Origin of the sequence: Nocardia sp. NBC_01327 (genome assembly GCF_035958815.1) — a bacterium.
Classification (GTDB): domain Bacteria; phylum Actinomycetota; class Actinomycetes; order Mycobacteriales; family Mycobacteriaceae; genus Nocardia.
In genome coordinates this window covers 4958512-4982492 of the sequence record NZ_CP108383.1, presented here as the reverse complement: position 1 = coordinate 4982492, position 23981 = coordinate 4958512, and the positions used below count along the sequence as shown (strand labels likewise).

The following is a 23981-nucleotide window of genomic DNA, read 5'->3' as shown; positions in this document are numbered from 1 at the left end:
ACCGCTAGCCCCGTACGATCTTCGTGGGAGGCAGCCGACCGGTGAGTTTCGGCCGGTCGCGCCGTCTACCTGGGTGAACCCAACCCTAGGAGGTCGAGTGAAGCTGCCTGTCATGCCACCGGTCAAACCGATGCTGGCGAAATCGGTCTCGGCCCTGCCGCGCGAGGAAGGACTGCGCTACGAACCCAAATGGGATGGGTTCCGGTGCATCGTCTTTCGCGACGGGGACGAGATCGAACTCGGATCGCGCAATGATCGCCCGCTGACCCGGTATTTTCCGGAACTGGTGGAGATCTTCCGTCGGACGCTGCCCCCGCAGTGTGTGATCGACGGCGAGATCGTCGTGGTCACCGATCAGGGACTCGATTTCGACACCCTGCAGCAGCGGCTGCATCCGGCGGCGTCGCGGGTGAACAAGCTGGCGGTGGAGACACCGGCCAGTTTTGTCGGCTTCGATCTGCTGGCGCTCGGGGATCGCGATCTGACCGCGGAACCGTTCTCCGAGCGGCGGCGGCTGCTGGAAACCGTGCTCGAACGCGGCGGCGACGGGGCCGGTGAAGGCGGCGTGACCCGGATTCACCTCACGCCCCTCACCGCTGATCCGGACGTGGCGCAGGACTGGTTCACCCGGTTCGAGGGCGCGGGTTTCGACGGGGTGATGGTCAAGGCCGCGGATCTGGGCTACCTGCAGGACAAGCGGGTGATGTTCAAGGTCAAGCACGAGCGCACCGCCGACTGTGTGGTCGCGGGATTCCGCTGGCACAAGGACGGCGAAGGGGTCGGCTCGCTGCTGCTGGGGCTCTTCGACGCCGAGGGCAATCTGCACCATGTCGGGGTGGCCAGCAGTTTCACCGCCGCCCGCCGCAAGGAGCTGGTCGGCGAGCTGGCGCCGCTGCGTGTCGACGCCCTCGAGAACCATCCGTGGCGCGAGTGGGCCGATGCGGCCGCGCAGGCGCGCGCGGACGGCAAGATGCCGGGCGGGGTGAGCCGCTGGACCGGCGGCAAGGATCTGTCCTGGGAACCGCTGCGGCCGGAGCTGGTCGCCGAGGTGCGCTACGAGCATGTGATGGCCGGGCGTTTCCGCCACGGCGGGCGGCTCGCGCGGTTCCGCACCGACCGCACCCCGGACTCGTGCACCTACGCCCAGCTCGACGAGGTCGCCCCGGCCGAGCTGTCGGCGATCTTCGATGAGGCGAAAGGTACTGCGCGATGAGCGATTCCGTCGAGATCGAGGTGGACGGGCGCAGTGTCACCCTGTCGAGCCCGGACAAGATCTACTTCTCCAAACGCGGTGAGACCAAACGGGATCTGGCGAACTACTACCTCGCGGTCGCCGAACCCATCATGCGCACCATCAAGGATCGCCCGGTGCTGCTCGAGCGCTATCCCGAAGGGGCGGGCGGTAAGTCGTGGTTCCAGAAGCGGGTGCCCAAATCGGTGCCGGACTGGTTGCAGACCACGGTGGTCTCCACCCCGAACGGCACCACCAGCGACGCACTCGTCGCCGCCGATATGGCGCACATCCTGTGGGCGGTGAACCTGGGCTGCTTGGGTTTTCACGTCTGGCCCACCCATGCCGGCGCGGATCTGGTGAGCACCGCACCGCCGGTGCACGATGCCGCGGGTGCGGTGCTGCCGCCCACCGGGGTCACCGACGAGCTGCGCATCGACCTGGATCCCTCGCCGGGCATCAGCTTCGATGATCTGCGCGCCGCCGCCGTGCACACCCGCGAATTGTGCACCGAACTCGGCATCGATGTGCGGGTGAAAACCTCCGGCTCGCGCGGCCTGCACCTGTACGCCATGCTGGAGCCGAAATGGGACGGCTACCAAGTACGTTCGGCCGCAGTGGCTTTGGCCCGCGAACTCGAACGCCGCCACCCCGGCACCATCACCGCCCAGTGGTGGAAGGAGCAGCGCGGCTCGCGCGTTTTCGTCGACTTCAACCAGAACGCGCCCCACAAAACGGTTTTCGGCGCCTGGTGTGTGCGCCCGAAGGTCGGCGCGCAGGTCTCGACCCCGATCAGCTGGGAGGCGCTGCCACAGGTCACCAATGACGAGATGACCATCGCGACCGTCCCCGCCCGGCTGGCCGAACTCGGTGATCCCTGGGCCGACCGCACCCCCCAATCCCTGACGCCCCTGCTGGAAATGTCCGAAAAGGATATGGCCGCAGGCCTGATGGACGCCCCCTGGCCGCCGCAGTATCCGAAGATGCCGAACGAGCCCTCCCGCGTCCAGCCCTCCCGCGCCCGTAAGGACAGTGACTCGGCCACCGAATGACCGGTGCGCAGTACCGCCCCCGAGGGCGATGATGGAGCTGTGGCAACAGAGCGGGTGCGAGTGCGGTGTGTCCTGGTATTCGGCGACAGCGACAGCGCCCTCGCCTACCTCGAAACCCCCTGGCATCCCGCCCGCTCACCCCTGAGCTGGCCCGCCGCCCAGATCGCCACCCAGGCGGGCTTGCCCGCCAATGAACTGCCCGGCCGCGAATTCTGGGCCGATGCCGACCACGCCCCCGACGATTCCCTCACCCTCTCGGGCTTCCTGCTGGTCCACGACCCGCGCCTCTAGGCGAACCCGTCGCAGACAGGAGCTGCCTCGGGGACCGAATTCTCGACGGTTCCCTGCGCGAGGTGTTGTTCGCGCGGGCGTTCGCCGGGGTCAGGCAATAACACGCCGATAGTCGGTCGCCTGCCCGGTCTGCCATGACCCGGGCAGGCGACAGCGCTCAGCTGGTGCGGGCGGTGAGGTAGGGGGCGAGGGTGCGCAGGGCGCCGACGTAGTCGCCGCCGAGGATCTGGATGGCCACATGGTCGGCGCCCGCGGTCAGGTGGGCGGTGAGGGCGTCGGCGATCTGGTCGGGGGTGCCGTGCGGGGCGATGGCGTCGATGACGCGGTCGCTGCCGGGGTAGGTGAGGTCCTGCTCGTCGAAACCGTAGCGGCGCAGGTTGTTCACGTAGTTGGCGAGGTTGAGGTAGTAGGCGGCGCGTTCGCGGGCGATGGTGCGGGCGTGCTGCGGGTCCTCCTCGAGAACGACCTTCTGTTCGGGAGCGAGCAGGGTGCCGGGGCCGAAGAGGGCGCGCAGGTCGGCGGTGTGCGCGGGGGTGGTGAGGTACGGCAGCGCGCCGGCGGTGCGGTCGCGGGCCAGTTTCGCCACCTTGGGGCCGAGGGCGGCCAGCGCGCGGCGATCTTTCGGAACACCCGCCTCGTCGAGTTCGTCGAGGTAATTGACCAGGGCGTCATAGGGTTTGGTGTAACCGTCGTTGAATTCACGATGTCCGGCCCCGATGCCCAGCAGAAAACGGCCGGGGAACTTGCTCTCCAGACGGTGGAACAGATCCGCGGAGGCTTTGGCGGGGGTGGCCCACACATTCACGATGCTGGTGCCGACGATGATGTGCTGCGAGTCGGCGAACAGCGCGTCGTACCCGTCCCAGTCCGCGGGCGGGGAGGTCCCCAGCCACACCGCACCGTAGCCGAGCTCTTCCAGCTCCCGCACCGCTTCGGGTGTCACCAGCGAATGCGGCTGCCACACACCGAACTTCCCGAACTGTTCATTGGCCATACCTGCGGCCAACAGCGGTAGCGCGACCCGCATTCCCCGATCGCGCGATTCTCAGCCGAGCGCGGCGGCGATGCGCAGCAGCGCGGCGCGGTCCTGGTCGGTGAGGCGATCGAGCAGGTATTTGCGGACCGCGGCGGCGTGCACCGGGCGCACTCGCCGCAGGGCCTGCTCCCCCTGCGCGGTCAGCACCACCTCGACACCGCCCCGGGCGCGTTCGCGGCGGATGAGGTCGCGGCTCTCCATGCGGGTGAGCTGATGGGACAGAGCGCCTTTGTGCAGCCCGATCGAGTCGGCGAGGGTCTGCTGGCGCAGGCTGCCGCCGCCGAGCTCCGCCACACGCGAGAGCACCCCGTAGTCAGTGCCGGAGTAGCCGGTTTCGGCGGCGATATCGGCGCCGACGCGGCGAGTCACCTGATCGCCCAGGGCTTTACAGGCGTGCCAGGCGGCCAGTTCGTCGTCACTGAGAGGGGCCATGGGCACATTCTAGTTGCTACGACAACCCGGCGGTGTTCTACTGGTTGCTATGACAACTCCTGTGATTGTGACCGGCGGATCCTCCGGCATCGGGCGCGCGGTGGTCCGGCGATTGGGTAGCGCGGGGCACCCGGTCGTCATCGCCTACCGCAGCGGTGAACGGGCGGCCCACGCATTGGTCACCGAGCTCCAAACACGTGGCGGGCGCGCGGTGGCGGTGCGGGCGAATGTGGCCGAGCGAGCCGATGTGCGGGCACTGTTCGATGCGGCGGAACACGAATTCGGTGCTGCCGCAGGACTTGTCAACAATGCGGGCGTTTCGGCGGTCTCGCCCGTCGCCGACACCGGCGACGCACTCGTCGAGGAGCTGCTCGGGGTCAATCTGCGCGGCGCCCTCTACGGCATGCAGGAAGCCGCGGCCCGTCTCGCGGACAGTGGCAGCATCGTGAATATCTCCTCGACCGCCGTGGCCACCGCGACACCGGGGCTCGGGGTGTATCTGGCCGCCAAGGCCGGGGTCGAGGCCCTGACCCGGGTCGCGGCAAAAGAGTTCGGCGCCAGAGGAATCCGCGTCAATGCGGTCGCGCCGGGTCTGGTCGACTCCCCCATGTTCCGTGACGGCAAGAGCGCCGCCGATATCGACCGCTTCACCACCCAGGCCCCGCTGCACCGCCTCGGCGAGTTCGACGAAATCGCCGATGCCGTCGTCTATCTGCTCGGTCCCGGCGCCTCCTGGGTCAACGGGCAGGTGCTGCGGGTCAACGGCGGCGTCGCCTAGCGGTACTCATCGTCGAAGGCCGCGCGGGCGGCCAGCACATCCTCGATATTCAGTTCGGCCCAGTCCTTGAGCATGCCGAGGATCGGGATGAGGGTGGACCCCAGCGGGGTGAGCGAATAGTCCACGCGCACCGGCACCTGCGCGGTCAGGTGCCGTTCGAGCAGACCGTCACGTTCGAGAATGCGCAGGGTCTGGGTGAGCATCTTGTTGCTGATGCCCGCGACGATGGCGGAGATCTCCCCGTACCGGCGCGGCCCGCCGGTCAGGGTGGACATCACCAGCCCGGTCCATTTGTCGCTGAGGGTATCGAGCAGCTTGTTGGTGGGACAGGCCGCGACGTACGCGTTATAGGCGATTTTCCGCTGTTCGCGCTGCTGAGCGACGGTGGTGGTGGCCATGTGCACTCCTGGTGGTGAGCTAGGTACTTTCCGGTGCCTTCTTCTCGCGGGGCACCCGCTCGCCGTACGTTGATCACACGCCCCGCCGCCGGTCGAACTCCGGCGGAAGGCGTTCCACCGGTGGATCTTCCAACTGTTCACACACTCAGGAGCATTCCCATGCGTGCTGTCGCATTTCAAGAATTCGGTGGACCGGACGTGCTGCGCCTCATCGATACACCCGTCCCCGCCCCCGGACCCGGTCAGGTCCGGGTGCAGGTGGCCGCCAGCCCGGTGAATCCGGTCGACGTGCGCGCCCGCGCCGGCGTATTCGGTTCCATGCTGCCGACCCGGGAGCTCTATGTCCCCGGCGTCGAATTCGCCGGGCACATCGACGCACTCGGCTCCGATGTCAGCGGATTCGCCCTCGGTCAGCCGGTCATCGGCCTGCTGCCCTGGCTCTCGGACCCGGTCGGCAGCACCGCCGAATACCTGGTCGCCGCCGCCGACACCCTGGCCGCAGCCCCCAGCGGTGTCGATCTCGTTGCGGCCGCGACCCTTCCACTCAACGGCATCACCGCGGATCTGGTGGTGGCCGAGCTCGGCCCGATCGCCGGGCAGACAGTACTGGTGACCGGCGCGGCGGGCGGCGTCGGCGGCTACGCGGTACAGCTGGCCGCCGCCGCGGGCGCACACGTGCTCGGCATGGCCGGTACGGGCGATGAGCAGCTCGTACTGTCTTCGGGTGCAACAGATTTCATCCCTCGCGGCACCGACATCGATACCATTCGGGCACAGGGCATCGACGCCGTGATCGACGCCGCCGAACTGGGCGCCGAGATCCTCCCGGTGGTCCGCGACGGTGGCAAATTCGTCGCCGTGCTGCCACCCACCCTGCCGGAATCCGAACGCGCCATCACGGTGACCACCGTCTTCCAGGCTCCCGACGGTCCACGCCTGACCGCGCTGGTCGCCCTGGTGGAGACCGGAACCCTCACCCTGCGCGTCGCGGAAACCCTCCCGTTCACCGACGCCGCCACCGCGCACGCCCGCTTCGAAAAGGGCGGCCTGCGAGGACGACTGGTCCTGATCCCCTAGATCAGCCCAGGTACAGCACTGAACCCCGCGGCCTACGTGCTGCCGCGGGGTTCAGCGTGAATTCACCTGGTGCCGTTGACCTTCGGGAACGACACCGCGATCAGGGTGGTGAGGGTGTCCGACAGCATTTCGTGGACCTGGGCGCGGTCGAGGGCCCCGCGTACGATCCATTCCCGCCCCGCCGCCTTGACCAGGCCGCCGTAACAGCGCACCAGGGCACGCAATTCGTCGCTGTGCAGCGAATCGCTCAGGCCCATCATCTGCACGACGCGGTCGGCGGCGGCATTGTCGGCCTCGTCGAGAATGCGCTGCACCTCCGGGTCGTCGCCAATGCCCTCCAGGCCGGTGACCTTGACCCAGGTGGTGCCGTGCTCGCCGATGGTGTCCAGCAGCCAGGACACGCTGGCCTCCACCCGCTCGCGGATATTGCCCGAGGGCACGAGCATATTGTCCAGGCGCGGCAGGGTCACCATGCGGCGCACGACCGCCAGATACAGGTCGCGCTTATTGCCGAAGTAGTGATTGATCAGCCCGCGCGCCACCCCGGCGCGCTGGGCCAGCTCCGCGGTGGAGACAGCAGCGTACGGACGTTCGCCGAACATATCGATGGCGCAGGACAGGATCTGCGCGCGGCGTTCGTCTGGTTCGAGGCGGCGCCGCCGTGACGGTGTGTCGTCGGCGGGCACCGGCTCGAGCGTGGTGTCAGAGTGAGCGGGCAATGAGGTCCTTCATCACCTCGTTGGCGCCCGCGAGGATCCGCAGGATCCGGGCGCCGGTGTACAGCTGGGATATGGGGTACTCGGTCATGTAGCCATAGCCGCCGAAGAACTGCAGGCAGCGATCCACCACATTACCGAGTTGGTCGGTCAACCAGTACTTCGCCATGGCAGCGGTGGGAATATCGAGCTCACCGCGCAGGTGCTTGCCGATGCAGTCGTCGAGGAAAGCACGGCCGACCTTGGCGACGGTCGCGCACTCGGCGAGCTCGAAACGCGTGTTCTGCATGGCGAACAGCGGCTTGCCGAACGCTTCGCGGCCCTTGGTGTAGTCGATGGTCAACTCGACGGCCTTCTCGGTCATGGCCACCGCCAGAATCGCTGTGACCAGGCGCTCCTGGGCCAGCATCTGCATCATCTGATAGAAGCCCTGACCCTCGGCCTCCCCCAGCAGATTCGAGGCCGGCACCCGCAGGCCGTCGAAGAACAGCTCCGCGGTGTCCTGGCCCTTGCCGCCAATCTTGGACAGGATCCGGCCGCGGGTGAAGCCGGGCACGTCGTCGCCGACCTCGGCGTAGATCAGCGAGACACCGGAGGCGCCCTGGGTCGGATCGGTCTTGACGGCCAGGATGATGCCATCGCAGAGCCAGCCGTTGGAGATGAAGATCTTCGAACCGGTGATGACGTACTCATCGCCCTCGCGCACCGCGCGGGTCTTGATGTTCTGCAGATCCGAGCCGGTGCCCGGTTCGGTCATGCCGATCGAGAGCAGCACCTCACCATTGGCGGCCTTGGGCAGCACCCGCCGCTTGAGCTCCTCGGAACCGAACTGGTGGATGTACGGCGCGATGATCGAGGAGTGCACCGACATGCCGAGCGCACCGTCACCCAGATGCGCCTGCGCCTCGATGATGGCCGCCTCGTGCGCGAATGTGCCACCGCCACCGCCGTATTCGGCCGGGATGGCCGCGCACAGCAGGCCCAGTTCACCGGCCCGGTTGTACAGCTCGCGATCGGGATGGCCCTGCGCGATGAACTTCTCCTCGTGCGGGATCACCTCCTTCTCGAAGAAGGTGTGCGCCAGTCCTCGTACCGCTTCGACCTCGTCGTCGCTCCATGCGGGGCGTGCCATGAAAGTTCCTTCGCTTCCCAGGCGCGCGCTTTCGCGCCTGGGCACCAGGGTGCACCGCTATTGGCGTAGTGTCAACAAGCGGTCAGTTCTCTCCCGTGCGCGCATGGTTGACCTCCGCGAACGTGGTGAACATGGGCGTGTCCGGATCGGCCACGATCGCCTGGCGGCGCAGGAAACCGTCGATCAGACCCCACACCAGCTCGGTGGCCTGGCCGATGAACTCCTGCGTCTGCGCCGCGGTCGGGGTATCGGAATCCGACAGCCACAGATCGGTGATCGCCACCACCGCCCCGACCAGGGCGCGCGAGAGATAGTCCAGCCCGTCGGTGTTCAGCGGCACGGCCTCGGCGACCGAGCGGGAAATCTTCGTCAACCGGCCTGCCGCCTCGCGACCCAGATCCAGTTGCAGCACACCGTTTCCGGACTGCTGCAGCACCGGCGCCTGACCCAGGAAGCGGAAGACGTTGGGATGCTCCAGGATTCCGTGGGCGTACTCGGTGAAAATCCGGCGCAGCGCCGCGCGCGGCGGTTGCAGCATGAGCGTCATATCGCCACCGGCCGCCGAAAACGCCTGGCGCGCCATACGATCGGCGATCTCGGTGAACAGATCCCCCTTGTCTGCGAACTGCCGATACAGCCGGGGCTTGGTGATGCGCGCCTCGCGCGCGATGTCCTCCATGCTCGGGCGCGGGCCGTCCCGGTCGATCACCCGGATCGCCGCATCAACGATGTCGTCGCGGGTCACTGTCCGCGGGGCCGCCCCGGCACTCATACGAACCACGGCCAGGAGCCTACACGTACCGGCGGTACGCGTCACCGGCTTCGATTCGAGACGGGAAAAGTGCTTGTTACCGGCGGGTCAAGTGATGGAGGCCACAACCAAGGTCAACCGACCGGCATTGCTTTCACCTGAAACGTACTGCCAGTATCGTTAGGCGTACCGGCAGTACGCACCCGTGGCGCAGAGGGAAGCTCCGGGCGCGAACACCAGTCGAACGTGACACCGAACCGGAAAGAACCCGATGTCAGAAGCAGCAAGCCACCTCAGCGACACCCTGCGGGCCCCGCTCCCGGACGCCTTCGACCGGCTCACCGACGCCGACCACGCCGAACTCGACCGGCTCCTGCAGCAGGCCATGGTGCGCCGCCGCGCCAACCTCGACGCCGCCATCGGATCCTCCCTCGACTTCGTGCCGCGCCTCATGCGCCCGGCCGTCAAGAAAGCACTGGGCCTGTGAGCGAACATCTCGTCGCCGTCGCCGAAACCACCAAACTCGCCCGCATTCTGGGCATTTCGGACCCGACCGAACTCGACTTCCTCGTCGACCTGCCGCCCGCGGCCATCCGCGAATTCCGCGAACGCGTCACCGACCGGCTCTTCGACCGAGACACCAAGCGGCTCAAGGGCGTTGCCGCCGGAGCCAAACTCGTGCCCGTCGCCATCAGCGCCAAAGTCGCCGAACGCGCCTTCGGGCCGGTGCTCTGCGCCGCCGTCGCCAGCGCCGTCGACCCGGCCAAGGCCATCGACATCGCCAAATCACTGCCCTCGTCATTCCTCGCCGAAATCGCCGTACAGCTCGACCCGCGCCGCACCGCCGCCATCATCTCCGCCGTCCCGCCGCGCATGGTCGTGGACGCCGCCCGCGAACTGCTCGCCGTCGGCGACCACATCACCATGGGCCGCTTCGTGCACGTCGTCCCCGAACCCGCACTGCGCGCCGCCGCACCCGTCATGAGCGATGTCGACCTGCTGCGCATCGCCTTCCTGCTCGAAGACAAATCCGCCATCGACAATGTGCTGCACATCGTCTCCGACCGCGTACCCGGCGTCATCCGCGCCGCCGCCGAACAGAGCATGTGGGCCGAAGGCATCGACCTGCTCGACTCCATCGCACCGCACAACCGCGCCTGGATCGGCAATATCACCGCCGGGCTCGGCGGCAACGTCCTCGACACCCTCGTGCAGGCCGTCTCCGAACTCGACGCCTGGGCCACCCTGCTGCCCATCACCAGCGCCATGAGCCACGACAGCCTGCGCCTGTTCGCCGAACGCCCCGCCGTGCACGCCGAACCCGTCCTCGCCGCCGTCATGGACACCGCACTCGACGGCGGACACTGGCTCAACCTGCTCCCCCTCGCCGCACACCTGCCCGGCGAACAACGCGCCTTCATCGCCGCCCGCGTCGCGGCCGAATCCGATGAGCGCCTCGGCGAATTGGTGCGCGAAGCCGATACCGCCGGACTGTGGGACGCACTCATCCCCCTCGCCCTGGCCATGACCGACGACAACCGCCGCCGCATGGCCGCACTGCCCGTCATGCAGGACCCGGACGTACTGCGCGCCATCATCACCAGCACCGCCGAACACGAACTCTGGGCCCAGGCACTGCCACTGGTCGACGCGCTGCCCGAAGCGGTGAAACCGATCCTGGCGAGCACCATCGGCGACCTCACCCGCGACCAACTGCTCGCCGCAGTGCTCACCGCCTCACGCAGCGACAATATCCACACACTCGTCGATATCGCCCTCGCCCAGGACCAGGCCGGGCGCGCCCGCGTGCTCGAACTCATCGACGGCATGGACGACGTCGAAGAATTCCTCGCCGCCCTCACCGCCGAAACCCCGGACGTGGTGTGGCACGCCCTCATCGAAGTACGCGCCGAAATCCCCGCCGGACTGCTCACCCAGCTGGCCGAACGCGCCCGCGAACTCGACCGCGACGCCGACGCCGAAAAGCTCGAACCCGTCGGCGCGACAGCCGAATAGCACGCACACCTCACCCCGGCACCGGGCCCGGCCGCACCACAGCGGCCGGGCCCGGCGTCACCTTCACACCGTCCCCGGGCTCAGGTCACAGCCCCCGACGGCCCGGACGCGCCTGCGGCGATGAGAGAATGACTCGGTCAACCGCCGCACGCACGAAGGATCCCCGCACCCCCCGATGGTCGAGCACAGCACGCAGCAAGCACCCGAATCCCCGGCCATCGCCCCCGACGAGCTGGCGATCTGCCTTCGGGTACTCGAACAGGCGGCGCAGCTCGACAAAGAGCACCCCGATTCGATGACCGTGCAGCGCGCCGTCGGGCACATGTTCAAAAAGCTCAAGCAGCGGCGGCGGATCGAAGCCCGCGACACCATCTCCGAAGCCGATCGCGCGGTCATCGCAGCCACGGCCACCGGGTCACCCAGCCGGATCGACGACGAGACCGCCGGCATCCCTATCAGCTCCAGCGTCAGCGGTGTCGCCACCGCCGGGACACTGCTGCGCGCGCGGCCCTGCTACATCTGCAAGCAGAAGTACACGCAGGTCAACGCCTTCTACCACCAGCTGTGCCCCGAATGCGCCGCACGCAGCCACGCCAAGCGCGACGCGCGCACCGACCTGACAGGCAAGCGCGCACTGCTGACCGGCGGACGCGCCAAGATCGGCATGTACATCGCGCTGCGACTGCTGCGCGACGGTGCGCACACCACCATCACCACCCGATTCCCGAACGACGCCATCCGCCGTTTCGCCGCGCAGCCCGACAGCGCCGACTGGCTGCACCGGGTCCGCGTGGTCGGCATCGATCTGCGCGACCCCGCACAGGTGCTCGCCCTCGCCGATGATGTTGCGGCACAAGGGCCGCTCGACATCCTGATCAACAATGCCGCGCAGACCGTGCGGCGCTCGGCCGGCTCGTACAGCGCGCTCATCGATGCCGAATCAGGACCGCTGCCCGCCGGTGAACTGCCGGAGGTCATCACCTTCGGCAAGACGATGCAGGCGCATCCGACCGCACTCACCGCATCCCTCACCCCCAGCCTGAGCGCAGCCGATATCACCGACCTGGCGCTACTCGCGGGTTCGGCTACGCCCGAACGCATTTCGCAGGGCGTCGCCATCGACGCCGGCGGACTGGTGCCGGATCTGGCGCATACCAACAGCTGGGTCCAGACCGTCGGCGAAGTCGACGCCACCGAGCTGCTCGAAGTGCAGCTGTGCAATTCGACCGCGCCGTTCATCCTCATCTCGCGACTGCGCCCCGCCATGGCCGCTGCCGCCGGGCGGCGCAAGTACGTCGTCAACGTATCCGCCATGGAGGGCGTCTTCGGCCGGGCGTACAAGGGCGCCGGCCATCCGCACACCAATATGGCCAAGGCCGCGCTGAACATGTTGACCCGCACCAGCGCTCGCGAAATGTACGAAGCCGACGGCATTCTCATGACCGCGGTCGATACCGGGTGGATCACCGACGAGCGCCCGCACTACACCAAGATCCGGCTCGCCGAGGAGGGCTTCCACGCTCCCCTCGATCTCGTCGACGGCGCGGCCCGCGTGTACGACCCGATCGTGCGCGGCGAAAGCGGCGATGACGTGCACGGGGTCTTCCTCAAGGACTACAAGCCCTCCGACTGGTGACCAGGAGGGGCCCGCGCCTGGGCCCCTCTCTCCTGGGCGTTTTTGATCTGTCAATGGTGAGGTGCAGTGTCGGTGCGTTGACTCGTAGTAGGCAACGCATGCATAGATGCGCATATTTACGTACAGATATATAAGCGTAACCGCCCTCAGCTGGGAGTCTTTACATGCAGGCAGGCCGACGATCAACCAAAGTGTCCGCGCCACCAAGCCACCCTCACGGCCGCTCCCCCGTCCCCTGCTTGCCTTTCCCTACGTGGCGAACCTTCCAGGAACACATTCATAGATGCGCATATCTACGTCTACATATGGCCTTCACTCCCCCGCGTCCCTTCCCATCGCCCCTATCCTGGAGCCATGCAGTACCGGCTCCTCGCCGATGCGACCGCGGTCGTGCACTTCCTCTTCGTGGCCTATGTGGTCGTAGGCGGCTTCATCGCCTGGCGCTGGCCACGCACCATCTGGCTGCACATCCTCGCCGTCGCATGGGGATTCAGCACAGTACTGTTCGGATTCGAATGCCCGCTGACCGATCTGGAGAACTGGTCGCGACACCGAGCCGGCGAGGCCGGATTGCCGTCGACAGGATTCATCGATCACTACATCACCGGCGTCTTGTACCCGCGCAGTGCGCTCGAGCTGGTGCGCGTCCTGGTGGCAGTGGCCGTGATCGTGTCGTGGGCCGGACTGGCGTGGCGATCCCGCCGCCGCGCCGATACGGTCGGCATCGAGTAGGCGGCCACCGCGGGAACGTTTACGCAGGTGGAGACATCATTCGGCCCGATTGCGGGCTGAGGGCGCCAGCCTTGACGGGCGGTGATCCGAGGTGCGTGATCACCGTCGCAGGCCGAGGATTCGGTATGCGGAGCCGTCGCGGATCGGAGGCCTGCCGGAGGCGTTCCGTCCGGCCTGTGCCGTTCGGTCCGGCCTGTTCGGGGCTGTCTTGGCAACTTCTTGGCAAGATGGAAACCGTATCTGAACTGGCCCAACAGGGACCCCTTGGCAAGTCGGCTCGCCCGTCCCAGCCACCGAATGGATGGGTCGAATGTGCACAAGCCCAACCTCCGCACGCTCGGCACAGCTACAGCCGGGTGCCGAGCGAGCAATACCGGGCGAATAGCCCGACGGCGAGGACCCGTGGTACCGCAGCAGATCCAGGTGGCCCCGGGTAGGAGCCGACCGAAAGCGGTTCGGGACTTCCCGGCGTTCTGCCAGGAGCGCCGGATCGTCCTGCACGGCAACAACTTCCTGACCGGCGAGCAGGCGGATTCATCAGTCGCTCCCGACCCAGCCGAATATGGCGAGCCCGCACCAGAGCCGCGAAATATCCACACCCACAAGCTGACCCGGGCCGCGAGCCACGAACCTTCACCCTGCTGTTCCAGCGAGCCGCAGCCGATCGTCCTCGTCGCAGCCTGCGTGGACTGATAACACTCCCCCAGACCGAGCAGAGGGCGTCGAACCCGAAAGGAACCGTTGATGACATCCGAGACCGACCGCACAATTCCCACTCGACAGTCGCGCCGCAACGGTGTTCGATGGATCGAAACATCGCACCACCGGGAACCAGCACAGGCGCTGTTGCGCGGCAATCGTCTCCATCGCGGCGCAACAGCAATGGGACAGGATGCCACCGTGGGATACGCCTTCGATTGCCCCACATGCCAACACGACGATCAGGTACAGACGGTGCCCGCGATCCGGGCATCGGGAACCTCGACCTACTACGGATCCGACTACTACTCCGGGGTCGGCATCGGCCCGAGTGGTCTCGTCCCAGTGTTCGGCTCGGTCAAGTCCAAATGCGTGGTGTAGCAACGGTGGTCATCGCTTGATCCGGTAGTGGGTCAGGCGGTCAGTGCCGCGGTGGTGTCCTCCTGTTCGTCGGGGTCGGTGAGCCCGCGGGAGCGGGCAAGAACGTCCAACCCGAGGTAGCGGCGTCCTTCGATCCATTCGTCGTGTTGCTCGGCCAGGACGGCGCCGACGAGACGGATGATCGCGGTGCGATCGGGGAAGATACCGACCACGTCGGTGCGGCGGCGGATCTCTTTGTTCAACCGTTCCTGGGGATTGTTCGACCAGATCTGGTGCCAGATCTGCTTGGGAAACGCGGTGAACGCCAGCAGGTCCGCGCGGGCAGCATCGAGGTGCGCGGCGACTCTGGGCAGCTTCTCGGTCAGGGCGTCGAGCATCCGATCATATTGGGCGGCAACCGATTCGGTATCGGCTTGATCGAATACCGAATGCAACAGGGTGCGAACCCAGGGCCAGGAACTCTTCGGGCAAACCGACATCAGGTTCACCGTGTAATGGGTGCGGCAGCGCTGCCAGCTCGCGCCGGGCAAGGTCGCGCCGATCGCGGCCACCAAACCCGCATGCGCGTCGGAGGTGACCAACGCGACCCCGGACAGGCCGCGAGCGACCAGGTCGCGGAAGAATGCCAGCCAGCCGGCACCGTCCTCGCCGGAAGTGACTTGGATACCCAGGATTTCGCGGTAGCCGTCGGCGTTGACGCCGGTGGCGATCAGGGCGTGGACGTTGACCACGCGCCCGTTCTCGCGGACCTTGAGCACCAGGGCGTCTGCGGCGAGGAACGTGTAAGGGCCCTGATCCAAGGGGCGGGTGCGGAATGCTTCGACCTGGGCATCGAGGTCGCGGGCCATGATCGAGACCTGGGACTTGGAAAGTGTTGTGATGCCCAGGGATTCGACGAGTTTCTCCATCCGCCGTGTCGAGACCCCGAGCAGATAGCAGGTCGCGACCACGCTGGTGAGGGCCCGTTCGGCGCGTTTGCGGCGTTCCAGGAGCCAGTCCGGGAAATACGAGCCGGATCGTAGTTTCGGGATCGCGACGTCGAGGGTGCCGACGCGGGTGTCGAAGTCGCGGTGGCGGTAGCCGTTGCGGTGGTTGATCCGGTCGTCGGAGCGTTCGCCGTAGCCGGCTCCGCAGGCGGCGTCGGCCTCGGCGCTCATCAGGGTTTGCACGAAGCTGGACACCATCTCGCGCAGCAGGTCCGGGCCCATTACCGCCAATTGGTCGGCGAACGGCTTGCCCGGGTCGATAGGCTGGATATTGGTCATCGCGTGAAGTCTCCTTCGAGTGACTGTGAGAGGTCCTTCGAGGATCACGCGGTGACCACCTTGCTGTCCGGGGATTACGCCAGACTCAGCAGCTGATCAGCTGCCGTACACCATCTTCGTGGACGCAACCGTTCGGCTCGGCCACGATCGAGCGAACCCACTCCACCCGTCTGGCCCAGTCACTTGCGCCGGAGCCGGCACAGCGAGGCACGGGCAAGCTGATTCTGCTCGGCTTCATACTGTCGATTCCCGCGTTATTCGCTGTCTTGTTCTCCATTGCTGCAATCCGTGAGCCAGATGGGGATGTCGGCCTACCGATGCAGATTCTCGTCAGTGTCGGGTTCTCACTGACTATTGCGACCCCTTCACTCCTGACCTTTTCAGCGGCGATACGACGAACCCGTCGCAACAACCGAATAATGCGGGGCCGCTTCGCTGCTCGAAGCGTATGGAATGCCGGCTGCTATTGTCACCGCTGCGGTTACTGCTTCTGGCCGCACTCCGTCGCTCCTGAGATTCCGGCGCAGCAACCTCTCTCCCCTGAGAGCTTCCGCCGGATCGTGTGGAGCGCAGGCGGCTACGCCAATCTCTAGCGCCCTCAGGAGAGTCAGATCCGTACGACCTGTCGAGCCTGTCACGCTGTCGACAGTCTGATCTGATATCGCCTGCCTACGGAATAGTTGCGCCGCGTAATCGAGCGGACCCACACTTCACTACTAACGGCATCCTACTAACGACACGTACTACTGCCACCACTGCGGGTCCGCATATTAATGCGTCGACGAAAACCGTTGCATAAGATCGAATACTCTATGTCGCCCAAAGCATGCCATCACTTTGCACGGCCACCGCCGCTCGAACTGCACGGCAGGCGCTATACCCAGACTGGGCGACAATAGATTGATCCTAGCTTCTGACGTTGCATCTCCCTCAAGCTGCCCTAGTAGCAGCATGGTGGCTTGACCGCGGACTAGGCCTCCCTCCGATACCACTTCGCAGCAGACTGCACCATCATTTCTTCTGCTCAGAATGCTCGATTCTTCTTCGCCGTGACGGAATTCCCTTCCATTGCGGCGTTTGTCGTTTCTCGACCCAGTGGAAGGCGATCCCACTATGCCCGCACCTTCTTCGCGAGCGCCATCGTGCGCGATGTGTCATTCCGTCATTTCCGGTCGACGACCGCGAACCTTGGACGCCGAGACAGTCTGCTCACCGTGCGTGTCCGTCTTGCCGCGCTGCGACCGGTGTCGCGAACCCAGTCGGCACCTGGCAGTAACCGTCGAACTCAGGCGGTTGTGCCGCACGTGCGCACAGGGATGGTCGGAATGCGCACGCTGCCACTACCACGCGCCCACCACATTTCGCACCGACACCGGCGCCAATGTCTGCCCGCACTGCGTCAATCGGTTCTTCGATCGCTGCACGGTGTGCACCCTCTACACCGCTGATAGCCGCTACGTCTCCGGCGGCTTCCGCGTATGTTCGCGGTGCGCACAGAATTACCGCTCGTGTGCGGACTGCGGGACGCTCCTGCCCGAGCACACCGACTGCGACAGCTGCGATTCCGGTGGCCGGGTCTGGAACTACAACTACAAGCCCGACCCGCGATTCTTCGGCCACGGCCCGGTGTTTCTCGGCCTGGAACTGGAAATCGTTGTCCCGTCCCATAATTACCAGGCGTGCGCGTCGACGGTCAGCGACCACGTGCGTGATTTGGCGTATCTCAAGTACGACTCCTCGATCGAGCCGCTGGGCTTCGAACTGGTCACCCATCCGATGGACTACCGGTTCGCGATGGAGCAGTTTCCCTGGCACCTGCTCGAACGTCTGAGGAATCTCGGGTGCCGCTCGGATCAGAACGTCGGTATCCACGTGCATGTTTCACGTGACGGGTTCGACTCGGCCGCACACATCTACCGGTGGGCCAAACTGATCTACCGCAACGAGACCCAAACCGTCGCCCTGGCCCGGCGCCGATCGACATACGCCGAGTTCTCCACCACCGCACGCGAGCGGGTGAAGCACACCGCCAAAAACGATATGCACCGGTACGGATTGAACCGGTACCAGGCCATCAATCCACACCCACGCCACAGCCTGGAATTGCGGATCTTCGCCGGCTCCCTTGACCTCCAACACGTTCAAGCAGCACTGGCGTTCGCCGCGGCCACCGTCGAATACACCCGAACCCTCACCTCCACCGACGTCATCCGACAGCACGGCTGGGACTGGGACCAATTCACCGCGTGGGTGACCCAGCGCGAGCAATACGCACCCCTGGCCGCGGAGATGGAGGCGCTCGCATGTGCCTCCTGACATTTCTACCCAGCGGCATCAACCCCGACATCGCGGCGCTGAGAAACGGCGCTCGCGTCAACAGGGACGGCCACGGGTTCGCCGTGGTCACCGACACCGGCATCCTGGTCGGCCGCGGCATGGACGTCGAGCAGGTCATCGACGACTTCACCGCTGTCCGAAGCCGGCATCCGCACCACCCGGCGCTGTTTCACAGCCGCTACGCCACCCACGGCGCGGTCAGTATCGACAATTGCCACCCGTTCCGGCTCGGCCGCGACAATCGAACAGTATTGGCGCACAACGGTATTCTCCCCCGCCGGGTACAGCCGGCACCGTACGACCCCCGCTCGGATACCCGGATCGCCGCCGAAACCTATCTTCCACGAGAACCTTTCGGCTCCTACGACACCCTGCGTGGTCGGCGTTGCCTGGAGTCGTGGCTCGGCACCAGCAAACTCGTCCTACTGACCGTCGATCCGAGTTTCAACGAGAACGCGTATGTGTTCAACGAATCGGCGGGGATCTGGGAGGCCGGCGTCTGGTATTCGAACCCCGGATATCGGCCTGACGCCAGTTCTGGGCTGCTGCGCCCCCGCGGGTGGCTGTATGTGTGTGAGGGCTGCGGTGACGTCGACTTCAGCCGTCGCGGCCGGTACTGCGGCCGCTGCGGCTGGTGTTTCCACTGCGCCAACATCTTTCCTCACTGCGATTGCGAACACCGCTCAAGCACGCCCTCTGTTTCGCTGCGCCGCAACACCATCCGCTGATCCGCGGTCTTCGAGTTCTGCGGGGCGAACCTTTATCCGCCCGGTCGCAGGTCCGTTCTCATCTGGCCGTATCCGCCTGTTCAGCGGGCGCCGGTTCGCTCCCCTTCTCTGTGCACGAAGCGCGATGTGTTCGCGAGATTCGCGCGTCCCGAGTGCCATGCACGCCGAGCACTCACTCCCCCTGCCGTCGATTCTGTCTGCCCTTCTTCATCGCTCAGGAAGGCCTCTCTATGCCCACTACGCTGACAGCACGCACCCCCTGCGCCCGGTGTGCCGCAACGCTTCCCGACGATCCCCCCGGCCACGACCGCGGTTCGCTGTGCGCGGCCTGCGAGAGTCTTCCGTTCTGCGACGACTGCGGTGACCGTGTCACCACGGTTCACACCACCGTCGATGACGGGACGTTGTGCACCGACTGTGCTGCGCGATGGCGTGAATGCGAATGCTGCGAGCTCTACACCTCTTCCGAGGACCGCACCGTCAACGACGGCGTCGTCTGCGACGGGTGCCGCGACTACCACTACTGGTGGTGCTCGGAATGCCGCCTGTACGCCCGCTCCGTACGACTGCTCGACAACGATGAAAACGTCTGCGTCGACTGCGCAGACCAATACCGCGAATGCCTGGACTGCGATCGCCTCACCAGTAGCACCTACTGCGCCTATTGCGATGCCCACCAGCGCGATGACCGGATCTACGACTACACCTACAAACCCGACCCCGTCTTCCACGGCGACGGCCCGGTCTACCTCGGGCTGGAACTCGAGGTCAAGACACCGAGCCGGGCCCTCGAGGACTGCGTCGATATCGCCACCGGCCATCTCGGTCGGATCGGTTACCTCAAGGAGGACGGATCCATCGGCTACGGCAACGGATTCGAACTGGTCACCCACCCGATGAGCTACACCTGGGCGATCGAAGAGTTCCCCTGGAAGGTGTTGCGGGAGTTGCGGGTTCGTGGAGCGTACATCGACAACGAGGTCGGGATCCACGTCCACGTCTCCCGCGACGGGTTCGACTCCCCGGCGCACGTGTACAGGTGGATGAAATTCCATGTGGCGATCCTCCGCGGCGCCTTCGGTCTCTACCGGACCAGCCCCCGCGCGAGAGAGCTGTTCGACCACCTTAAACGTGATCGCGACTTCCGGCGCATCTGGAACAGCGGCCTGAAGGTCGCCTACGCACGCCAGCCCAACGAGCTCGCTCACCTGCGCGACCCGGCCACAGGCGAGCCGTACTCCATCAGTATCGACATCTCCGAACTCGCCGATACCCGCGATATCCGCGTTTGCCAGGCGTTCAGGCAGCCCCACACCCGGCCGATCGAGTCGCCCCGGTACTAGAAGCTCGTACGCACAATAGGAGATTGTGTCTCGCACCACAAATTCAAATGCGGGGGGCATGGCCGCAATCGAATATCTGTGTCGGCAGCAAACTCTCGATCGCATCAGCCGAAAGCCACATGCCCACCGAAGTTCGCCAGTCCGCCACATGGACACAATTTGATCAGCATGTGGCGGGCACCGGTTTCCGACCGCCCCGTATTTCGAAGGTTCTCCTACGTATACAGCTGGCCAGAAGCTTCTGTGCCCCTCGCCGTTTCAGGCGCGAAATCTGCACGTGCGCAGATCATCGACTGAGGCCGACCGATCTCTGACAGTTCACACTGATCGGTCACTCTTTCAGTTCTGTAGCGAACGCCTCCCATGCCGCCGCGTAGCCCATTGCCAGGTCGAGTACAACCGCGCGCAAGTGCGAAGGCACGGAGTTGATCATTCGACCGAAGTCAGCCGGGTCCGCTCGGTGCAGATGCAGCCACCGCACCAACTCCCGGCCTCGTTCAGTCATTCGCAGCGTTGGGTCTCGTGCCAGATGTTCGAGTATCCCTTGTACGTCGGTGAATTCGACCTGCCGACGAGCTACGGTCGCCGGGCCTTTCACTTCAATACCGCGGCGCGGCTCCGGTATCGGATTGTCGCCGCGTTCGAGTCGCTGCCGTACGTCGCGAACGGTGCCCGGTGAGATGCCTACCTGTTTGGCGACCTCGCGTAAGGGGGTGTTCGGGCTGTTGGTCAAGATTTCTGCGGCGAGTCGACGTCCACGTGTCGAGCTCAAAGGCCTTGTCCGGCCGTCTCTTCCAAGTCTGTGCGACTGCTGCTCGCCCGCAGTTGCACGGCGCAATTCCTGCACGGTCCTGGCCGACAAGCCTGTAGTCCTCGCTATTTCTCGATCCGACCACGCTGGATGAGACAAGAGGATCCGCTCTGCGGCGGCGCGCCGGTCCGGTAGAGACAACGGCAGTCCGTGTTGGATGTTGGACTGCACACCAAGGACGAACGCGTCGGACTCGTTGCCATCGAAGAACTCCACTTCGATCTCGTCGTGACCCCGAAGTTTCATCGCGAGGATTCGGTGCGCTCCGTCGATCACGCGCATGGTCTGCCGATGTACGAGTATCGGGGGGAGTTCAGATTCGCTGTCCGCCAACTGCTTTGCGTGAACTTTGACTTCGCCGTTCAGCCGCGGCGAGTCGGCCGACGCCAACGAATCGATGCGAACTCTCTCGGGTCTTCCATGATGGTCGGCGGCGCCATCGGGAACGTCAGTCACTACAGCTCACCGCCCCGGGTGATTGACTACCGCCGCAGCGCAACCATCCAGGCGCGCGAGCGGCACTCGGCCTCAGAATCTGATTCAGCTCGCGTTCAACAGTCTTCGCGGCGTAGGGATACCCGTTCGCGCGAAGCCATGCCACGCGCTCGACCACAGCATCGGATCCGTACGCATGGACGACGTCGCGCGTCGTCAACCGACAGCCAAGTCTCCGGATGTCCGCATCCATGGCTTCAACCTAAAAGGCACACGTGTGCCAGTCAATACATTCGTGTGCGGGCATGTGCATGGTGTGCATCCAGAGCCGAGCAGGCAATGCCCGTCGGTTCGTGCGCAGGCCTTGCAGCACAGACGTTGTCGACTCTGGAACACCCATCGCAGGTCGGTTCACCCGTGCGGACATCCCGCACAACTATGTACATTTCGGCGATACCATACGTGCCATGGATGCTCGGTTCAGCTCACCACCGGCCGGGGAACTCGCCGGATCCGAATCGGCTGCACAGCGGTTCGGACGATGGGTGAAGACAATTCGGCTGAGAAACCTGCCGGACGAGCTGATCACGCACCAACAGATCCACGACCTCGGAGGGCCTACTCGGAATGTCCAATCTCGTATCGAGGGCGGGCACGTCCATTCGATAAGCGCTACAACCGAAGCTAAATACAATCGGGCTCTGGAGGCGCTGGGTCTGCCGGCGGGTAGCGCCACCTCCGCCCTACATCAAGGACGCACGCCTGGCCCAGGATTCGAAGGTTCCGACGGTTCGACGACGGAGCCGGATGATGTCGAGCATGGAGTCCGCGCTCTGCAGCGGCTCAATCGTGAGCACAGATCTGTAGTGGATCTCGTCACCGAGCTCGACCGGCTCGGGATCGAGCTGAAGAACGCGCGTAGTCACTCCGATGGCTACCAACTAACCTTCGCAAGCACGGCGATCCACCAACTACTCGAGGCGCTACAACGGACAGCGGGATCTACTGGCCTGTCCGATCAAGATCACACCGAACGCTTCTGAGCAGACGTGGACTCCACCGCCTTCGGAAATGATTGGTGCACAAGCGATTTTGCAGGCTCCCAGAAGCGAACCAAAGTGTCGATATCGGGCAGGTCGCTCGTCCGTAGGGTTAGTCCTCCGGACTGCCTCCCATACCCGACCTCCGGCTGAGATCGAACTGCCAGGAGCAGCTCAGCGACCAGCCGCATGTTTTCCTGATCATCCTCGGTGACACCGTTATCGATCGATCGGTCAATCGCAGCCGGCAGCGGGACGATGGTTCCAGCGATGATCTCGGATGCGTCGCGTATTTCGATCTTCACCCGTTCCAAGCGCTCAGCCGGCCACGCACCCCACCGATCTGCCCACCTCAGGGCCAACACGACGCCCGGCACAGCTGTGGTCAAGTCACGCCAGAGCGGGCCCAATCGCCTGAGCTGTCTCACTCGCACCCAAGCTCGGCGGCACGATGGCACGAGCACCGACACAAGAATCGCTCCGAACAGCAGTTGAGGTTCACCTGAGGCGAGGCCGTTCGCAGTGAAGTTGTACATCCGGTCGGTTACCGCGGGCTCGCGGCCCGAGATGCCGAGTGCCCCAAGGAGGAGGTACGAGCTCGCCGGCATCATGCTGAGGATCGCAACCAAGAACAAGATTCGTACGACATTCTCCTCTCGCGAGGTCGTCACACGTCGCCGCAGCATGACCAAGGTTCGAAGCAGATACGCGGACACGAAAACTGGCGGGGCAGACAGGAGCCCGACGTAGACGCCGTAGCGCCAGCCGCCGTACTCGGCGATCGAGACCCCTTCTGACCGTGCCGGACTGCTCAGCACGAGGAACCCGATACCGATGGCTATCGTCGTCGCCACTACGAGGCGAAACGGCTTCTTGTAGCGGACCGGACCGTACTCACGCACAAGGAGTATGCCCAGCCCACAACCCCAGGAGAAGATGGTGGTCCAGTGCCACGCGTCGAAAAGGGTGGGTAGCCCGGCCGGTACGAAGCTCATCACCAGGCGCGCGATCGTGGGCTCCCGTAGAAGTACCCCGATCAGACAGCTGACCGCCAGTGCGTTGATCAGTTGATCGGTCGGGGACACACCCCGAACCAGAACGATTCGTGTGACCGTGACGATGACGACGAACATCAGCGCGAGAGCTGTGATCGGGGTTGGCACGGTCTGCGGCCACATCAGAACACCTTGAGGAACCTGTCCCGGCGTGGGCCGTCTGCACGAATCAGCGTCCTGACCATGGTGGCAAACAGCTCGGCCTCGTATTCTTCGGGCGGGTCGTAACTCGATGTTCTGCGGATCGCTCGGACCGCCTCGACGGTGTGATTCAACCCGAGGTCCGGCAACCAGGCTGCCAGCTCATCTGCGGGCGCATCCAGGCCGTGCCCCAGCAGCATGTGGCCGAGCTCGTGCAGAACATCGTGCGGATCGGGAGAGTCCCTCAGGAAGAAGACGTCGTAATCGCCACATGCCAACCACATTCCGCACAACCCCGACGGCGCACCCGGAGGGAGCGGCAGACGAACGATCCGCCGTCCGCGGAACCGTTCGACGGCGGCAAACAGCTCCTCGGCCGTCCAGTCCTCGGGTAGCGCCTCATCGAGGCGGTTGACCAGAGCCCGCAACCGCGCCCGCGTCGACCTTCCGCGCCGCGCGAACCTCACA

General features: G+C 65.3%; 25 protein-coding genes. 15 read left to right on the top strand and 10 right to left on the bottom strand.

Features of this window, described 5'->3' with window-relative positions; all coding sequences use genetic code 11:
- Positions 1 to 97: 97 nt before the first annotated feature.
- The 3 genes from OG326_RS22540 to OG326_RS22530 are packed head-to-tail and all read left to right on the top strand — an operon-like array spanning position 98 to position 2574.
- Positions 98 to 1213: an ATP-dependent DNA ligase gene (locus OG326_RS22540; RefSeq protein ID WP_327139085.1), complete on the top strand. Its 1116-nt coding sequence runs from the start codon at positions 98 to 100 to the stop codon at positions 1211 to 1213.
- Positions 1210 to 2283 (top strand): DNA polymerase domain-containing protein, encoded by a 1074-nt coding sequence (locus OG326_RS22535; RefSeq protein ID WP_327139084.1) that lies wholly within the window; start codon positions 1210 to 1212, stop codon positions 2281 to 2283. The genes OG326_RS22540 and OG326_RS22535 overlap by 4 nt, the downstream gene beginning before the upstream one ends.
- Before the next feature lie 39 nt (positions 2284 to 2322).
- Entirely contained in the window at positions 2323 to 2574 is a 252-nt protein-coding gene (locus tag OG326_RS22530) for a hypothetical protein (RefSeq protein WP_327139083.1), read from the top strand.
- Between the two features lie 157 nt (positions 2575 to 2731).
- On the opposite strand, the gene OG326_RS22525 is transcribed toward OG326_RS22530, so the two are convergent.
- On the bottom strand, positions 2732 to 3601 hold the full coding sequence (locus OG326_RS22525) for an LLM class F420-dependent oxidoreductase (protein ID WP_327139082.1): 870 nt from the start codon (positions 3599 to 3601) through the stop codon (positions 2732 to 2734).
- 18 nt (positions 3602 to 3619) lie between these two features.
- Complete coding sequence (locus OG326_RS22520) at positions 3620 to 4042, bottom strand: MarR family winged helix-turn-helix transcriptional regulator (RefSeq protein ID WP_327139081.1); 423 nt, start codon at positions 4040 to 4042, stop codon at positions 3620 to 3622.
- A 49-nt stretch (positions 4043 to 4091) separates the two neighbouring features.
- On the opposite strand from OG326_RS22520, the gene OG326_RS22515 reads away from it, so the two are divergent.
- Positions 4092 to 4820, top strand: a complete 729-nt coding sequence (locus OG326_RS22515; protein WP_327139080.1) for an SDR family oxidoreductase — start codon at positions 4092 to 4094, stop codon at positions 4818 to 4820.
- Here the strand turns inward: OG326_RS22515 and OG326_RS22510 are convergent.
- Positions 4817 to 5218 (bottom strand): winged helix-turn-helix transcriptional regulator, encoded by a 402-nt coding sequence (locus OG326_RS22510; protein WP_327139079.1) that lies wholly within the window; start codon positions 5216 to 5218, stop codon positions 4817 to 4819. The two genes, OG326_RS22515 and OG326_RS22510, sit on opposite strands and share 4 nt — an antisense overlap.
- A 159-nt stretch (positions 5219 to 5377) precedes the next feature.
- Between OG326_RS22510 and OG326_RS22505 the strand changes: the two genes are divergently transcribed.
- On the top strand, positions 5378 to 6295 hold the full coding sequence (locus OG326_RS22505) for an NADP-dependent oxidoreductase (RefSeq protein ID WP_327139078.1): 918 nt from the start codon (positions 5378 to 5380) through the stop codon (positions 6293 to 6295).
- Between the two features lie 62 nt (positions 6296 to 6357).
- On the opposite strand, the gene OG326_RS22500 is transcribed toward OG326_RS22505, so the two are convergent.
- The 3 genes from OG326_RS22500 to OG326_RS22490 form a co-directional block, all read right to left on the bottom strand.
- Complete coding sequence (locus OG326_RS22500) at positions 6358 to 7014, bottom strand: TetR/AcrR family transcriptional regulator (protein ID WP_327139077.1); 657 nt, start codon at positions 7012 to 7014, stop codon at positions 6358 to 6360.
- Positions 6998 to 8143, bottom strand: a complete 1146-nt coding sequence (locus tag OG326_RS22495) for an acyl-CoA dehydrogenase family protein (RefSeq protein WP_327139076.1) — start codon at positions 8141 to 8143, stop codon at positions 6998 to 7000. Before OG326_RS22495 ends, OG326_RS22500 begins: the two co-directional genes overlap by 17 nt.
- Before the next feature lie 82 nt (positions 8144 to 8225).
- Complete coding sequence (locus OG326_RS22490; RefSeq protein ID WP_327146556.1) at positions 8226 to 8915, bottom strand: TetR/AcrR family transcriptional regulator; 690 nt, start codon at positions 8913 to 8915, stop codon at positions 8226 to 8228.
- Positions 8916 to 9165: 250 nt separating this feature from the next.
- On the opposite strand from OG326_RS22490, the gene OG326_RS22485 reads away from it, so the two are divergent.
- From OG326_RS22485 to OG326_RS22460, 6 genes are all read left to right on the top strand, one after another.
- Positions 9166 to 9381, top strand: a complete 216-nt coding sequence (locus OG326_RS22485) for a hypothetical protein (protein ID WP_327139075.1) — start codon at positions 9166 to 9168, stop codon at positions 9379 to 9381.
- Positions 9378 to 10910 (top strand): hypothetical protein, encoded by a 1533-nt coding sequence (locus OG326_RS22480; RefSeq protein WP_327139074.1) that lies wholly within the window; start codon positions 9378 to 9380, stop codon positions 10908 to 10910. Before OG326_RS22485 ends, OG326_RS22480 begins: the two co-directional genes overlap by 4 nt.
- Positions 10911 to 11085: 175 nt before the next feature.
- Entirely contained in the window at positions 11086 to 12546 is a 1461-nt protein-coding gene (locus tag OG326_RS22475; RefSeq protein ID WP_327139073.1) for an SDR family NAD(P)-dependent oxidoreductase, read from the top strand.
- 354 nt (positions 12547 to 12900) lie between these two features.
- Entirely contained in the window at positions 12901 to 13278 is a 378-nt protein-coding gene (locus OG326_RS22470) for a DUF2784 domain-containing protein (RefSeq protein ID WP_327139072.1), read from the top strand.
- A gap of 402 nt (positions 13279 to 13680) precedes the next feature.
- Positions 13681 to 13971: a hypothetical protein gene (locus OG326_RS22465; RefSeq protein WP_327139071.1), complete on the top strand. Its 291-nt coding sequence runs from the start codon at positions 13681 to 13683 to the stop codon at positions 13969 to 13971.
- A gap of 51 nt (positions 13972 to 14022) precedes the next feature.
- Positions 14023 to 14358: a hypothetical protein gene (locus tag OG326_RS22460; protein WP_327139070.1), complete on the top strand. Its 336-nt coding sequence runs from the start codon at positions 14023 to 14025 to the stop codon at positions 14356 to 14358.
- A gap of 32 nt (positions 14359 to 14390) precedes the next feature.
- Here the strand turns inward: OG326_RS22460 and OG326_RS22455 are convergent, their stop codons facing one another.
- Positions 14391 to 15623, bottom strand: a complete 1233-nt coding sequence (locus OG326_RS22455) for an IS256 family transposase (RefSeq protein WP_327139069.1) — start codon at positions 15621 to 15623, stop codon at positions 14391 to 14393.
- Between the two features lie 1425 nt (positions 15624 to 17048).
- On the opposite strand from OG326_RS22455, the gene OG326_RS22450 reads away from it, so the two are divergent.
- The 3 genes from OG326_RS22450 to OG326_RS22440 all read left to right on the top strand — a co-directional run bounded on the left by OG326_RS22450 (position 17049) and on the right by OG326_RS22440 (position 20031).
- A complete protein-coding gene (locus OG326_RS22450) occupies positions 17049 to 17939 on the top strand; it encodes an amidoligase family protein (RefSeq protein ID WP_327139068.1) in 891 nt (296 codons plus the stop codon).
- Positions 17927 to 18688, top strand: coding sequence for a class II glutamine amidotransferase (locus tag OG326_RS22445; protein WP_327139067.1), 762 nt, complete (start codon positions 17927 to 17929; stop codon positions 18686 to 18688). Before OG326_RS22450 ends, OG326_RS22445 begins: the two co-directional genes overlap by 13 nt.
- Before the next feature lie 230 nt (positions 18689 to 18918).
- Positions 18919 to 20031: a hypothetical protein gene (locus OG326_RS22440; RefSeq protein WP_327139066.1), complete on the top strand. Its 1113-nt coding sequence runs from the start codon at positions 18919 to 18921 to the stop codon at positions 20029 to 20031.
- Positions 20032 to 20362: 331 nt separating this feature from the next.
- Here OG326_RS22440 and OG326_RS22435 read toward each other — a convergent pair whose 3' ends face one another.
- Positions 20363 to 21298, bottom strand: a complete 936-nt coding sequence (locus tag OG326_RS22435; RefSeq protein ID WP_327139065.1) for a hypothetical protein — start codon at positions 21296 to 21298, stop codon at positions 20363 to 20365.
- A 446-nt stretch (positions 21299 to 21744) separates the two neighbouring features.
- Between OG326_RS22435 and OG326_RS22430 the strand changes: the two genes are divergently transcribed.
- A complete protein-coding gene (locus tag OG326_RS22430; protein WP_327139064.1) occupies positions 21745 to 22320 on the top strand; it encodes a hypothetical protein in 576 nt (191 codons plus the stop codon).
- On the opposite strand, the gene OG326_RS22425 is transcribed toward OG326_RS22430, so the two are convergent.
- Together OG326_RS22425 and OG326_RS22420 are read right to left on the bottom strand one after the other, a co-directional pair.
- Positions 22302 to 23495: a DUF6545 domain-containing protein gene (locus OG326_RS22425; RefSeq protein ID WP_327139063.1), complete on the bottom strand. Its 1194-nt coding sequence runs from the start codon at positions 23493 to 23495 to the stop codon at positions 22302 to 22304. The two genes, OG326_RS22430 and OG326_RS22425, sit on opposite strands and share 19 nt — an antisense overlap.
- A complete protein-coding gene (locus OG326_RS22420; protein ID WP_327139062.1) occupies positions 23495 to 23980 on the bottom strand; it encodes a hypothetical protein in 486 nt (161 codons plus the stop codon). The genes OG326_RS22425 and OG326_RS22420 overlap by 1 nt, the downstream gene beginning before the upstream one ends.
- Position 23981: the final 1 nt, after the last annotated feature.

What these genes read in the sequence shown, in the direction of transcription:
- OG326_RS22490 (WP_327146556.1), bottom strand. Translation starts at nt 8,915, where the DNA reads ATGAGTGCCGGGGCGGCCCCGCGGACAGTGACCCGCGACGACATCGTT.
- OG326_RS22515 (WP_327139080.1), top strand. Translation starts at nt 4,092, where the DNA reads ATGACAACTCCTGTGATTGTGACCGGCGGATCCTCCGGCATCGGGCGC.
- OG326_RS22445 (WP_327139067.1), top strand. Translation starts at nt 17,927, where the DNA reads ATGTGCCTCCTGACATTTCTACCCAGCGGCATCAACCCCGACATCGCG.
- OG326_RS22440 (WP_327139066.1), top strand. Translation starts at nt 18,919, where the DNA reads ATGCCCACTACGCTGACAGCACGCACCCCCTGCGCCCGGTGTGCCGCA.
- OG326_RS22520 (WP_327139081.1), bottom strand. Translation starts at nt 4,042, where the DNA reads ATGGCCCCTCTCAGTGACGACGAACTGGCCGCCTGGCACGCCTGTAAA.
- OG326_RS22430 (WP_327139064.1), top strand. Translation starts at nt 21,745, where the DNA reads ATGGATGCTCGGTTCAGCTCACCACCGGCCGGGGAACTCGCCGGATCC.
- OG326_RS22470 (WP_327139072.1), top strand. Translation starts at nt 12,901, where the DNA reads ATGCAGTACCGGCTCCTCGCCGATGCGACCGCGGTCGTGCACTTCCTC.
- OG326_RS22460 (WP_327139070.1), top strand. Translation starts at nt 14,023, where the DNA reads ATGACATCCGAGACCGACCGCACAATTCCCACTCGACAGTCGCGCCGC.
- OG326_RS22455 (WP_327139069.1), bottom strand. Translation starts at nt 15,623, where the DNA reads ATGACCAATATCCAGCCTATCGACCCGGGCAAGCCGTTCGCCGACCAA.
- OG326_RS22425 (WP_327139063.1), bottom strand. Translation starts at nt 23,495, where the DNA reads ATGTGGCCGCAGACCGTGCCAACCCCGATCACAGCTCTCGCGCTGATG.
- OG326_RS22535 (WP_327139084.1), top strand. Translation starts at nt 1,210, where the DNA reads ATGAGCGATTCCGTCGAGATCGAGGTGGACGGGCGCAGTGTCACCCTG.
- OG326_RS22525 (WP_327139082.1), bottom strand. Translation starts at nt 3,601, where the DNA reads ATGCGGGTCGCGCTACCGCTGTTGGCCGCAGGTATGGCCAATGAACAG.
- OG326_RS22510 (WP_327139079.1), bottom strand. Translation starts at nt 5,218, where the DNA reads ATGGCCACCACCACCGTCGCTCAGCAGCGCGAACAGCGGAAAATCGCC.
- OG326_RS22505 (WP_327139078.1), top strand. Translation starts at nt 5,378, where the DNA reads ATGCGTGCTGTCGCATTTCAAGAATTCGGTGGACCGGACGTGCTGCGC.
- OG326_RS22475 (WP_327139073.1), top strand. Translation starts at nt 11,086, where the DNA reads ATGGTCGAGCACAGCACGCAGCAAGCACCCGAATCCCCGGCCATCGCC.
- OG326_RS22485 (WP_327139075.1), top strand. Translation starts at nt 9,166, where the DNA reads ATGTCAGAAGCAGCAAGCCACCTCAGCGACACCCTGCGGGCCCCGCTC.
- OG326_RS22495 (WP_327139076.1), bottom strand. Translation starts at nt 8,143, where the DNA reads ATGGCACGCCCCGCATGGAGCGACGACGAGGTCGAAGCGGTACGAGGA.